Consider the following 12,768-nt stretch of genomic DNA (forward strand, 5'->3'; position numbering starts at 1 on the left):
AATCCAAATTAGAAGGGGCACAGTGGATATGGGAGCTGAAGGAACTTTCGCCCGCGTTCGTCGCGCGGTGTTCGCCAGGCATTCGAGCCCGTGGAGCGCGTGGTCGCGCTGGGCGACGGCGCCTTTGCTGCTGGTGCCGGTGTGGCGGCGGAGCGGGCCACTGGCGGCCGTCGTCGGCGCATGGTTCGTCGTGAACCCGATAATCTTTCCCGCGCCTGCCGACCAACGAGCCTGGGCGACGAAAGCCATACTCGGAGAGGAACTATGGCTCCTCGGCCATCCCAGAGACGCGGCATTGGCCGTTGACGTCGCAGCCGGCGGCGCGGGCATGATCGCACTGCTCGGAGCGTGGCATCGCCGGCCGCTTCCCACGGCCGTCGGGACCGGCGCGATGATGCTGCTGTTGCTCGGGTATTGGGAACTCATGGCCCGCCACTACGAAACACACAAGTCCGGCGAAACGAACGGATGAAGTGTCCTGCCGGAAGGACGCACCGCCTCGACGCCGGTGACGCCGTTGTCCGGTGCCCGCCGCGAATTCTCGCACCACCGCTGGCGGCCAAGCCTTGTCGTGAGACCGCCCGCCTGCTAGCTTGACACAAAAGTACACATATGTGTCATTGACTCGTTGGAGGTGGTGTCGGTGGCGGCACTCGGCCCGCAGGGATTCGACCAGGGCGTCCGAGAGGCGCTGGCGATGCCGGTAGACGACCACGGTTGCGCGGATGCGCCTCGCCTCGGCGCGGCCTCACTGGTGTGGAAGTTCTACGGGGACGCACGGGGCCTCTTGGGTTTTCAGCGCCTGGCCGGGACCGAAAACTGCATCGAACAACTGGGCAAGGCCGTGGAAGACCACTCGGTGATATTTTCCGACACTCTGGGACGCGCTCGGCGCACCGGCCCGCCGATAATGCAGACGGTGTATTCCGTTGATCCGCATTTCTGGGGTCGCACCGTCCGGGACTTCCACCGGCCGATCAAAGGCACCATCAGCGACGGCTCGCGGTATCACGCGCTCAATCCGGAATTGTTCTACTGGGCGCATGCCACGTTTGTCGATCAGGTTCTGTACATAACCGACACCTTCATCCGGCGCCTGACCTATGCGGAGAAAGTCCAGATATTCGAGGAGGGCAAAGTCTGGTACCAGCTGTACGGGGTCAGTTCGCGCAACCAGCCGCAAACCTATGCGGATTTCATCGAATACTGGGAGGGGATGCTCGATCGTTTCGTGCCGACGAAGTCCGTCCTGTATGGCACGGGCTATCTCCGCCGAGGCGTCACCGGACCGCGGTGGATGCCCGCGTTCGCATGGAGGCTGCTATCAGCTCCGCTGAATGCGCTCCTGCGCAACATCATCGTGGGCACGTTGCCGCCGCAGATGCGTCAGGTTTGCAGGTTGGACTGGAATGCAAAGAAGGAGAGGCGTTTTCAGCGATTCGCCGCCGGCATGCGCGCACTGAATCCGCTGTTCAACAAACTTCCGTTGCGGATACTCTACCTGCCTTGGGCGGCCGAAGCGTGGGAACGAACGGGCGTGGATCCACGTAAACTGCACAGATAGACTCAGCGTCCATGACCGAGAGCGCCGATGCCGAGACGACGTCGAACGCTGCGGAGCAGGTGATGCTCGACGCCGCCCGCGCCGAGTTCGAACGCTACGGAGTCCGCCGGACCAACATGGACGACATCGCCCGCCGGGCCGGCGTCAGCCGCAGCACGCTCTACCGTCGTTTCCCCAGTAAAGACGCGTTGTTCGCGCAGTTGGTCCGCCACGGCGCCGAGGTGCTGTTCGCGCAGCTCGATTCGGTCGCCGCGAACCGGGATCCACATAGTGCGGTGGTCGAGTGCTTCGTCGTCGGTATCCAGTTGTTCCGCGAAACCCAGTTGGCGGGCCGAATCATGGAGAGCGAACCGGAAATGCTCCTCGGGCTCGCCACCCGCAGCGGCGGAATGTCGATCCCACGGGCGAGCGGACTGGTGGCGAAATCGCTACGCCGCAGTGGTGCCACCATGTCTGATGAGGATCTCGGTGCGGTATCGGAGATCCTCATCCGGATCACCGCGTCGCTCATTCAGAATCGCGAAGGACAGCTCGATATTTCGGATCCCGAAGCCGTCCGTCGATATGCAGAACGCTATCTCTCTCGGCTCGTTTGGTAATACCGCAGGCTGGCGGGGTTTAATCGGTTGTGGGCTACGGATATCACCGAACAGAGGCAGTCAATTTCGCTACGAAGATTCGTGCATGCGTTGTAGTGCAACCGCTTACGAGGCTCGATGGGTCGGGTCGGGGCTTGTGGTGACAACGCCTCGATGGAGTCGCACGGCGGGGGCTGGTGGTCATCGGCGTACCTGCTCGGGCACGGCGACCGGGTGCGCGGGTTCGCGGCCCGCCAAGACGTCGATGACGGCTCGGGCGGCCGACAGGCCGGCGCGAAGACGGGCCTGGGTGGTCTGGCCAGCCAGGTGTGAGGTGATGATCAGGTTCGGCAGTTCCCGTAGCGGGCTGGTGGCGGTCAGAGGTTCTTCATCGAGTACGTCCAGGGCGGCGCCGGCGATCTCGCCGGTGGTCAGGGCGTGGGCGAGCGCGTCTTCGTCGACGAGACTGCCGCGGGCGGTGTTGATCAGCACGGCGGTGGGTTTCATCGCTTTCAGGCGGGTGCGGTCGACGAGGTGGTGTGTGCTCCGGTCGGCGCGGCAGTGCAGACTCAGGTAGTCGGCGGTGGCGCAGACGGTGTCCACGTCGAGGTATTCGATGTGGGTGTCTTGCGGGTCGGGATGAGCGGTGGCCACCGCGACCTTCATGCCGAAGGCATGGGCCAAGCGGGCTACCGCGCGGCCGCTGGGGCCGTAGCCGACGATGCCGAGGCGGGCGCCGCGCAGTTCCCGGCCGGCGTGGCGGGGCCAGCCTCCGGCGTGGACACCGGCGAGCACGGCGGGGATTTGCCGGGCGGTCGTCAAGATCAGGGCCATCGTCATTTCGGCGACGGCATCGTGATTGACGCCGGGGGTGTTGCAGACGCGGATGCCGTGGCGTGCCGCCGCGGCGAGGTCGACCGATTCGTAGCCGACGCCGCTGCGGGCGATGACTTTCAGCGACGGTGCGTGGTCGAGCATGTCGGAGGTGATCGGTTCGCTGGCGATGATCGCGGCGTCCACTCCTTCGAGTAGCCGCAAGGCTTGGTCGCGGCTGCGGGTTCCGATGGCCGGGGAATAGCGCACGGTATGCCCGTGGCGGTGCAGCAGCTGGTCGACCTCGTCACCGGGCGTCAGGTAGTCGGTGGTCACCAATACTGTTGCCATTGGGGTCCTTTCGCTGAGGGACGTGTCCGGGGCAGGATCGGTGCCCCGCCCCGGACTGTTTGTAACGGGTGGTTCAGCCCACCGATTGCTTGTCGTCCACCGGTGGTTCGCTGTTGTCTGCCGATGGTGGTTCGTACTTGCCGGCGAGCACGGCTCGTGCCTTGTCGGTGTCGAAGTCGTTCTCCCACTTGCCGATCACGATGGCGGCGAGGGCGTTGCCGAGTACGTTGATGAACACCCGGCCTTCGTTGAGGATGCGGTCGATCCCGACGATCAGCGCCAGCGCGGCCAGGGGGATGTGGCCGACCGCGGTGACCGTGCTGGCCAGGACGATGAAGGCGCCGCCGGCGATACCGGCCGTGCCTTTGCTGGTCAGCATCATCACTCCGACCATGACCAGCTGCTGCTGCCAGGTCAGGTCGATGCCGACCGCCTGGGCGAGAAACAGTGAGGCCATTGTCAGGTAGACCGCCGATCCGTCGAGGTTGAACGAGAATCCCGAGGGGATGACGATGCCGACGACGGGTTTGCCTACCCCGAGTTCCTCGAGCTTGCGGACCAGTGCCGGTAGCACCGCCTCGCTGGAACACGTGCTCAACGCGACCAGCAACTCGTCTTTGAGGTAGCGCATGAGCGAGATCAGGCCCAGGCCACACGCGCGCGAGATCGCGCCGAGGATCACCACGACGTAGACGATGCAGGTGCCGGTGAACAGCAGGATCAGATATCCGAGTTGCTGCAGGCTTTCGGCACCGTATTTCGCCAGCACCATGGCCAGGGCGCCGAAGGTGCCGAACGGTGCCAGGCGCATGACCCAGGCCACGATCTTGAACACCACCGTCGACAGGGCCGCGATGCCGGAGGTGATCGGTGCGGCCTTTTCGCCGGAGACGTTGAGCGCACAACCGAGCACGATGGACACGAGCAGCGCGGCCAGGATCTCGTTGCCGGTGATCGCCCCGAACAGCGAACTGGGGATGATGTTGTCGATGAACTCGACCACACCGGGTGCGTGCTGGTCATGGCCCGGGATGGACTCGGCGTCGAGTTCGTCGAGGTTGATCTTCATGCCCGCACCCGGCTTGAAGATGTTGGCAACGACCAGCCCGATCAACATCGATACCAGCGACAGAACGAGGAAGTAGCCCAGCGCCTTGGCACCGATCCGGCCGGCTTTGCGCAGGCTGTCCATCGAGGCGATGCTGGTGGTGACGACGCAGAACACGACCGGAACCACGATCATCTTGACGCTCGCGATGAACCAGTCGTTGAGCGGGCTGAGCGCGATGCCGACGTCGGGCCACAACAGGCCGACCGCGATGCCGAGGACCGCCCCCAGCAGGACTTGGAACCAGAGTTCGGATAGCAGCCGGACCAGCCGTGGGCGGCGCGGCCGGGTGGGATCCGGTGACGTAGTAGCAGTGGTCATCATGTGCTCCTTTGCACATCGGAGCAGGTAGTGGCCCCTCATCGGCCCCGACCCGCGGTCCGTGATCAGTGATGCAGGGCGCGGAGCACCTCGTAGAAGGCGGCCTTGTTTTCGAATCCGATGCCGGGGATCTCGGTCAGCCCGACCCGGCTGTTCTCCACCACCGCACCGTCGGCGAAACCGCCGGTCGGCTGGAATTCACCCGGGTAGGACTCGTTGCCGCCGAGCTTGAGCGCCGCGGCGATATGCAGCGAGAACTGGTGTCCGCCGTGGGGAATGCACTGGCGTGCGGACCAGCCGTGCTGAGCGAGCATCTCCTGGACCCGGAGGTACTCGGTGAGCCCATAGCTCAGGGCGGGGTCGACCTGGATGATGTCGCGGTCCGGGCGCATGCCGCCGTAGCGGATCAGGTTGCGGGCGTCCTGCAGCGAGAAGAGGTTTTCGCCGGTGGCGATGCGCCCGGAGTAGTGCTCGGACAGGACGGCGTTGAGCCGGTAGTCCAGCGGGTCGCCGACTTCTTCGTACCAGAACAGGCCGTAGGGCTCGATGGCCTTGCCGTAGGTCAGGGCGGTCTCGAGGTCGAAGCGGCCGTTGACGTCCACGGCCAAGCGCGAACCGTCACCGTCGAGGACCTCGAGCACCGCCTCGATCCGGCGCAGGTCCTCGGCGAGGTCGGCGCCACCGATCTTCATCTTGACCACGGTGTAACCCATGTCGAGGAAACCGCGCATCTCGTCCTGCAGATCGGTCAGCGTCTTGCCCGGCGCGTAGTAGCCGCCGGCGGCGTACACGAACACCGAGTCGTCGGGGTTGCCGTCGCCGTATTTATCCGACAGGTACCGGTAGAGCGGTTTGTCGGCGATCTTGGCCGCCAGGTCGAACAGCGCCATGTCCAGCACCCCGACCGCCACCGAGCGCTCACCGTGACCGCCGGGCTTCTCGTTGGTCATCATCAGATCCCACGCCCGCGCCGGATCGAGCTGGCCGGTCTCGTCGAGCAGGGCCTCGGGATCGGCGTCGAGCACCCGCGGGATCATCCGCCGCCGCAGGATCTCCCCGGCGCTGTAGCGGCCGTTGGAGTTGAAGCCGTACCCGATCACCGGCTCACCGTCGCGCATCACGTCGCTGACCACGGCCACGATCGAGCAGTCCATGCTGCTGAAGTCGATCCAGGCGTTGCGGATCGAGGAACTGATCGGGACGACACCCTCATGGACGGAAATGATCTTCATCTGATTCTCCTGTGAATGGCCGCGCGCGTAATCCGCGCGGGCTCGAAACGAGGGTGCGTGCATCGCACCCAGATCTGCTTATAAGATGTATGTCTTATAAGATGCAAGAGCGATGCTAGACTCCCGGTGGCACCGAACACAAGCACCAAATGTGGCGGGCAGCACAGGACACGGAGAGTGGACGAAGGAGAGCGCGATGGCGCCGACAAGCGTGACCAACGTCTTTTCCAGCAAGGGCGATGTGGCCTACGCCGAGGTCAGACGACTGATCCTCACCGGCGAACTGCCGGCAGGCTCACGGGTACCGCAGTACGAACTGGCCGACCGGCTCTCGATGAGCATTACTCCGCTGCGCGAAGCCATCCGCCGCCTCAGCAGCGAAGGACTGGTCGCCGTCGAGTCACATCGTGACGTGCGGGTGGCGGCGATGAGCGCCGACGAAGCCCAGCAACTCTTCGAGGTCCGCTTGGCGCTGGATCCCACCGCTGCCGAACTCGCCGCCATCCGGCGCACCGACCACGACATCTTGATCATGCGGGAAGCGCTCCAACGCCTGGTGCCGGTCACCCGGCAGTGGGGTGAGGAAGGCCTGCTGGCCCACCGTGACTTCCACCGCGCGCTCTACTTCGCCTCCCACAACGACGTACTGATCAGATTGCTCGATGACGTGTGGGACAAATCCGACCGCTACCGGCGCATGGGCTTGGAACTACCTCCCGGCGACGAGCCGCGCACCCGCGACCTCAACGAACACCACCAACTGTTCGACCTCATCGTCGCCGGCGACGGCCCAGCCGCAGCCACCCTCATGCGGGCCCACATCACCGAAAGCCTCACCGCCGCCGCGATCCGCGAACTACAGGAGCGCGAGCACACAACCGCCCACCGACCGGTCTGATCCCCCAACGGGGATCGCGCAACCACTACCACCTGGCCGCAGCGAATCACTTCGCACCGCGGCCCGACCCCGCCTGCCCGCACGAAGGAGCACCCACCATGGGATCCACCCACCGCATCGCTGTCATCCCCGGCGACGGCATCGGCACCGAAGTCGTACCCGAAGGACTACGCGTCCTGGAAGCCGCCGCCGCGGCTTTCGATTTCACTCTCGACTACGAGCAGTTCGACTACGCCTGCGCCGACTACTACACCCGCACCGGAGCGATGCTTCCCGACGGCTGGTTCGATCAGCTCAACCGCTTCGACGCCATCTTCTTCGGCGCGGTCGGCTGGCCAGAGGTCGTGCCCGACCACATCTCGCTATGGGGCAGCCTGCTGCAATTCCGCCGCCACTTCGACCAGTACGTCAGCTTGCGTCCGGTCAAACTGCTGCCCGGCATCCCCAGCCCGCTGGCCGGGCGCGTCCCCGGAGATGTCGACTTCTACGTCGTGCGCGAGAACACCGAAGGCGAATACTCCAGCATCGGCGGAAAGATCTTCGAGGGCACCGACCGCGAAACCGTCATCCAGGAAACGGTGATGACCCGCGTCGGAGTCGACCGAATCCTCGACTATGCCTTCACCCTGGCTCAATCCCGGCCCCGTAAGCGTCTGACCTCGGCGACCAAGAGCAACGGCATCTCCATCACCATGCCCTACTGGGACGAACGCGTCGCCGAAGCCGCCACCCGCTACCCCGAGGTGACGGTGGACAAATACCACATCGACATCCTCGCCGCGAACTTCGTCCTGCATCCCGACTGGTTCGACGTGGTGGTAGCCAGTAATCTGTTCGGCGACATCCTCTCCGACCTCGGCCCGGCCTGCACCGGTACCATCGGCATCGCCCCCAGCGCCAACATCAACCCCGAACGCCGCTTCCCGAGCCTGTTCGAACCCGTCCACGGCTCCGCCCCCGACATCGCGGGCAAGGGCATCGCCAACCCCGTCGGCCAAATATGGAGCGCGGCAATGATGCTCGATCACCTCGGCGAAACCGAAGCCGCCGCCGCCATCATCACCGCCGTGGAAGCCGTCCTGGCCCGCAGCATCAGCACGGAATTGACCCCCGATATCGGTGGCATCGCCACCACCACATCACTCGGCAGAGCCATTACCGACCAGATCAGCCACCCGTGACCTCGCACCGACGATAGACGCAGTCGTTTCAGCCGACTCGGCGCCGCAACATCGGCCCCCAGCTGAGTTCATGACAGCGTCGGCGACGGTTAGCCGAACGTCCGCATGCCGCTGTCCGGCTGAGAAAGCATGCACAGTGTGGCGTGGTTCTGCTCGGGTTTCGTCGCCGCGGTCATTTCGGTAGCGGCGGCCGCGGATTCGGCGGGCCGAGTGCCTGTTCGAAGAACGTCCGGAGGCGAGGTGTGGAGGTTCCGGACGGCTGTACCAGGTCGCCGCCGAAGACTGCCAGTTCATGGAAGAAGAGGAAGTTCCAATCTCCGGCAGGCGTCGTGCTGAGCTCGAGGAGTGTCTTCGAGCCCGCTGGACCCGAGGACGTGTTCCAGTGGTTGAGGAGGAACAGCAGGTAGGGGTTCACGATCGGCGGAGGAGTCAAGTGCCAGTACGCCTCCCGTTTGTCGAACTCGGGGAGGACGGAGACCAGGACGTGGTTGTCTCGCAGGCCTCGCAGCTGCGCATCCCGTGCGACCGACAGGCCGCGGGGGTCACCGCCGACCGGGGTCACGATCACGAACGCGTGCAGCGGGCGATCCTGGGCGCGTGCCATACCGGCCTTGCGCATGGTGTCGGCGCCCTCGTCGAGGGTGTCCGAATCGAAGCTGATGATCCGATCGATACTGGTCGGGTTGACCGCGAGCGTTCGCCATATCGAACGATTGCCCTCGCTGTGCCCGGCAACCCACAGCTGACGAGTGGTTCTGCTCGGTGGGCTCGGGTCGTCGCGCCCGACGGCATTGATCGACCACAGCAGGGTGAGTGCGCTCTGGACTGTGGTGTCGAGACCGGGTTTCTCCACCGCCTCGTAGCCGCCTTGCGGGTTACCCGGTATGCCGAGCGCGGTGTTGCCCGCGGAGGCTTCGAATCCCAGCGGCAGCAGCAGCAAATGCCGGCCGCCCGTCTGCTCGAGCGCGTTTTCCAATCCGACCGGGCGGAAGGCGTTCGCGCGGCCGTCGGTGAAAGCCTCCGCCCTGGTCAGCTTCGCGGCGTCGAAGAGCTTCATGAGTGACATCGGGTTGGCGGGCCGTATCGGCGATACGGACTTCGGTTGAATTCTGTCCGTCAGTAACTCCGGGGTGCGGATCCCGGCCGCTTGGAGCGCGGGCAATTGGGCTTCGGGTGCCGGAGCGAGCAGGTAGCGCGCGAGATTGACCATCGTGGTGTCGTCGTGCTGTTTGGCTTCGAATCCGGCCGCCGTCGGCGCGTAGGGGAATGCGTTGCTTCCGGGCGGAGGCCGGTAGAAGACGATATCCGCCGCCGACTTCTCCTCGGCTCGCGCTCCGGGCCCCGCAGCCGCGGCACGCTGTCCCACGAGCGCGCCGGCGGCCGCGGCGAACCAGATCATGGGATTTCCACCGCCGGTCCAGGCCAGCACCCGCAGATGCTCCTGCCTACCTTTCAACATGGGATGCCGATACCACCCCCAGGTCGCGTCGGGATGCACCTTCCACCAGAGTTCGGTGACATCGACGAATTCCGCGTTGACCGAGTACTTTCCGTACCCGCCGAGGGAGAGCAGAGGGTGCAGCCCCAGCTGGATTTTCCGGCCGGTGGGAGAGGGACCTTTCCGCGCGGTCGGCCCCTTGGGTGTGGGCGTGAGAATCGTGTCGGCGATCGCGAATTGACTGGGCAGCAGTGTTCCCGGTGCCTGGGCCGTAGCGCCGGCCGCGAGGCCGAACAGCTGCTGGATCGACAGGACGGTCGCGGAATGTCCGCCGACGGTGGCGACGAGTTCGAAGTCCAGCCGCACGTGCGCCGGTCCGCCCGGTATCTCGATTGCCGCCGACAGCGCGCGCATGTCCGTCGTGACTTGCAGCGGAACGGTTTTCGCGGCGGCCCAGTCGGCGACGCGATCCGGCGGCACGATCCCGGCCGACACCGGTGCGGTCGCGGGCGTCAGCCAGAAGCTGGACCCCGCGACCTTCTGCCGGAGCCGGGACTGCAACTGCCGCGAACGCGCGCCCCATTCGATCGTCGCGACGGTGGTCATTACAGCTGCATTCCGGTCTTGGGGTCGTATTCCACCTCGACCGCTACCACCTGATCGGTGGGCAGCACCTCGACCCACTGGTCGAACATGTGGTAAGGCTCGGCGGGCCGGAAGCCGCCTTCGAGGGGATCGAAACCCGTCTCGAACACCTTCTCCGTGGCCAGGGTGTTGTTGATGTTGGTATTGGCCAGTTTCAGTTTTTCCGCAAGGAGTTTCAGTACCTCGCCGACGGTCTTGTTCTGGTATTCCGGCGGATCGCCGGGCTGCACTTTATAGGGCAGCAGCAGCCCGGCCTCGCCCTCGACATCGGCTTGCTGCAGCCATTCCAGCGCCTCGGGCTCGTGGCCCTGCCGCACCGGCAGGACGGCCTTGACCCAGGCGGCATTGAGGAATTGATTGCGCCGCTCATCGCCGTCGATCTGGATCAGCCATCCCAGCGAGCTGCCCAGCGGCGCGGGCCGGCCGTCCTCGGCGATCGGATAGTTGATTCGCCATTCGTCGGCGACCACCAGCTTCTTCGGATCGGCGGGATCCGGGACGAGGCAGTTGTTCTTCGAGGTGTGCGAGTAGCTGCTCGTCACGGTGGTGCCCGCCAGATAGTCGTCGGCGATCTCCTGCTCGCTCGGTGGTTTCGGCACCGGATAGCGGCCCTTGGCATTTCGATCCGACGGCGGAATCTCGCCGGGCCGCCAGTAGTCCGGCGCGACGAAATAGAGCATCTCGTCGACATCGAAGATTTGCCGCAGCAGCTCCGAGCCCAGGTGCGCGTCGTCGAACAGCTTCAGTTCGCGGATCAGGTAGCCGTAGACGATCTCGCGCTCTTCCTTGCGGAGATCCTCCGGGCGGCGCGGTGTAATTCCGCGCACCAGCTTGGCGCGATTGCGCACGGCCTCGGCATAGGAGGTGCGCTGCAACTCGATGACGGCCTTCTGATAGAGCTTCAGCTTCTCGTCGTACTCCTGGTGCGCCGCATCGGTCGCGGGCGGGTCCCAGATGACGTCGAAGTTCAAAGGGATCGGGCTGAGGTCACCGGAATTGAAGAACAGGGCGAATACCGTGAAGCTCTTCTTGTCGGGGGCGACCCGGATCAGATGCGGAATCCACGCGCGCCCGGACCCCGGTGCCAGGAAACGGGCCTCCTTGATCGAGTAGCCCTCCGCCGGCGAAGGCGGTGAGTAGTCCATCCGCGCCACCGCGTGCACATCGTTGGAATGCCCCGCGATGCCCTCGGCGTCCGGTGCGGCGTGGTGCACGAATTCCATATTGATGTTGGGCGGGTTCTGCGTGTTCGGCACTTTCCGGATCGGGAACGGACCGGTGAACTGGGTTGTCTTGACCACCAGCGGTGGTGGCGGGTCCGGCTGTTTGATCGAGGTGAGGTCCGGTGCGGGAACGACATTGACGAGTTCGCCCAGCCCGAGCCGTTTTCCGGGCTCGTCGGTGAACGCCTGCCACGACAGGTTGGTGCTGATGTGCTGCACCTGCACGCCGACCTTGCGCATCTTGCGGCGCAGTTCGTAGTTGACGAGCTTATTGGTGGTGTTCTGCACGACGTAGCGACGGCTCGTCGTATCGGTGGACTCGGTGACCGTCTTGAACGTCGTCTTGAAATTACGCCGGATCTCGCTGGTCACCTTCGCGCTCTGGGTCCGCGTGTGCTTGTGCGTCGATTCCGAGCTCGATTTCGTCGAGTTCTGGGCGCTGAAACTCGCACTGGCGTCGGCGTGATAGATCCCGGCGAAATTCGCGCCGCCGGAGGCGCTCGCGCCCAGTTTCGTATCGTTGGCGTTGTCCTCCTTGACGGCGTCCGCGAGTTCCTCCTGCGTCGTCAGGGATTCCTCGGTCTTGTGGGTGGTCTCCTCGGCCACCTCCGCCGTCTTCTCGACCAGGGTCTTGCGCGTACTGGATTCGACGAGTTCCACGGTGCCGCCGGGGCTGATCCACACGTGCCCGGCGGGCGCGCCGAGGAAGGTGTCGAACTCGAAGAAGTACTGCCGGAACAAATTCACCAGACCGACCGGCGACAACACGCCCTGCGCGGCATCGGACACGGAGGCGCGCACGCGTTCGATCAGGTCCGTGTTCTCGCGATCCGCGCTACGGCCGGGCGTGATGACCGAGGCCAGACGCGTCATACCGCCGACCCCGAACCACCCCGCGAGCGGCTGGTATACACCGAACAACTCACTGGCGTACGGCAGTGATCCGGTGAAATCGACGGGCGGACGTCCGCTGCGGGCGGGCGGGCCGGGTATCGGAGCCGCGAGCACCTGCGTCGTCTGCGGGGCGCCCGTCGCGCTGGTGGCGTACTGCGCCGGGGCCAGCGCCTGCCCCGGTGGCGCCTTCGCCAGCAGCACTTCGTACTCCGCGTTCCCGGTCGGCGCGACGAACGAGATCGTCTGCGTGCCCGGGGCGGTGGTCGACCGGCCGACGTACACCCGGCTCGAATCCGCGTCCCGCTGAATGAATATCCCCTGCAGCTGCGTCACGCCGGGATACTGCTCCGGGCCCCGCACATCGACCTGGCGGGGGAATCCGAGCGCGATCCGCAGATTCGCGGGCAATTCACCGCCGCCGCTGGATCCGGGCCCGGTCGATTCAACGCGGTAGGACCAAATGCTGTACCCCGAACCCGTCACCGGACCGGGAATCGGCGTCCTACCAGTAAAGGTTATGAC

At 65.2% G+C, this 12,768-nt stretch carries 10 protein-coding genes; 5 read left to right on the forward strand and 5 right to left on the reverse strand.

All coding sequences use genetic code 11. The features are described 5' to 3' along the window. Positions 1-28 precede the first annotated feature (28 nt). The 3 genes from BJ987_RS22415 (at position 29) to BJ987_RS22425 (ending at position 2,163) form a co-directional block, all read left to right on the forward strand. Positions 29-472, forward strand: coding sequence for a DUF6653 family protein (locus tag BJ987_RS22415; protein WP_209893489.1), 444 nt, complete (start codon positions 29-31; stop codon positions 470-472). A gap of 225 nt (positions 473-697) precedes the next feature. Then, positions 698-1,564 (forward strand): oxygenase MpaB family protein, encoded by an 867-nt coding sequence (locus BJ987_RS22420; RefSeq protein WP_209898890.1) that lies wholly within the window; start codon positions 698-700, stop codon positions 1,562-1,564. A gap of 11 nt (positions 1,565-1,575) precedes the next feature. Continuing rightward, complete coding sequence (locus BJ987_RS22425) at positions 1,576-2,163, forward strand: TetR/AcrR family transcriptional regulator (RefSeq protein WP_209893491.1); 588 nt, start codon at positions 1,576-1,578, stop codon at positions 2,161-2,163. 180 nt (positions 2,164-2,343) lie between these two features. Here BJ987_RS22425 and BJ987_RS22430 read toward each other — a convergent pair whose 3' ends face one another. From BJ987_RS22430 to BJ987_RS22440, 3 genes are all read right to left on the reverse strand, one after another. Further along, the gene (locus tag BJ987_RS22430; protein ID WP_209893494.1) at positions 2,344-3,306 is read right to left on the reverse strand and encodes a phosphoglycerate dehydrogenase; all 963 of its coding nucleotides are present in this window, start codon (positions 3,304-3,306) and stop codon (positions 2,344-2,346) included. A gap of 73 nt (positions 3,307-3,379) precedes the next feature. Further along, positions 3,380-4,735, reverse strand: coding sequence for a cation:dicarboxylate symporter family transporter (locus BJ987_RS22435; RefSeq protein ID WP_209893498.1), 1,356 nt, complete (start codon positions 4,733-4,735; stop codon positions 3,380-3,382). 65 nt (positions 4,736-4,800) lie between these two features. After that, positions 4,801-5,967 carry a mandelate racemase/muconate lactonizing enzyme family protein gene (locus BJ987_RS22440; RefSeq protein WP_209893500.1) on the reverse strand — a complete coding sequence of 389 codons (1,167 nt, stop codon included), beginning with the start codon at positions 5,965-5,967 and terminating at the stop codon, positions 4,801-4,803. A gap of 196 nt (positions 5,968-6,163) precedes the next feature. Here BJ987_RS22440 and BJ987_RS22445 point away from each other — a divergent pair, with 196 nt between their 5' ends. Both BJ987_RS22445 and BJ987_RS22450 read left to right on the forward strand, forming a co-directional pair. Further along, positions 6,164-6,865 (forward strand): GntR family transcriptional regulator, encoded by a 702-nt coding sequence (locus tag BJ987_RS22445; RefSeq protein ID WP_209893503.1) that lies wholly within the window; start codon positions 6,164-6,166, stop codon positions 6,863-6,865. Between the two features lie 98 nt (positions 6,866-6,963). Beyond that, entirely contained in the window at positions 6,964-8,046 is a 1,083-nt protein-coding gene (locus BJ987_RS22450) for a tartrate dehydrogenase (protein ID WP_209893506.1), read from the forward strand. Positions 8,047-8,218: 172 nt separating this feature from the next. Here the strand turns inward: BJ987_RS22450 and BJ987_RS22455 are convergent, their stop codons facing one another. Next, positions 8,219-10,090: a hypothetical protein gene (locus BJ987_RS22455; RefSeq protein ID WP_209893509.1), complete on the reverse strand. Its 1,872-nt coding sequence runs from the start codon at positions 10,088-10,090 to the stop codon at positions 8,219-8,221. After that, a complete protein-coding gene (locus BJ987_RS22460; protein ID WP_209893512.1) occupies positions 10,090-12,579 on the reverse strand; it encodes a hypothetical protein in 2,490 nt (829 codons plus the stop codon). Before BJ987_RS22460 ends, BJ987_RS22455 begins: the two co-directional genes overlap by 1 nt. Between the last annotated feature and the right edge of the window lie 189 nt (positions 12,580-12,768).

The sequence above is a fragment of the Nocardia goodfellowii genome (genome assembly GCF_017875645.1).
Lineage (GTDB): Bacteria > Actinomycetota > Actinomycetes > Mycobacteriales > Mycobacteriaceae > Nocardia > Nocardia goodfellowii.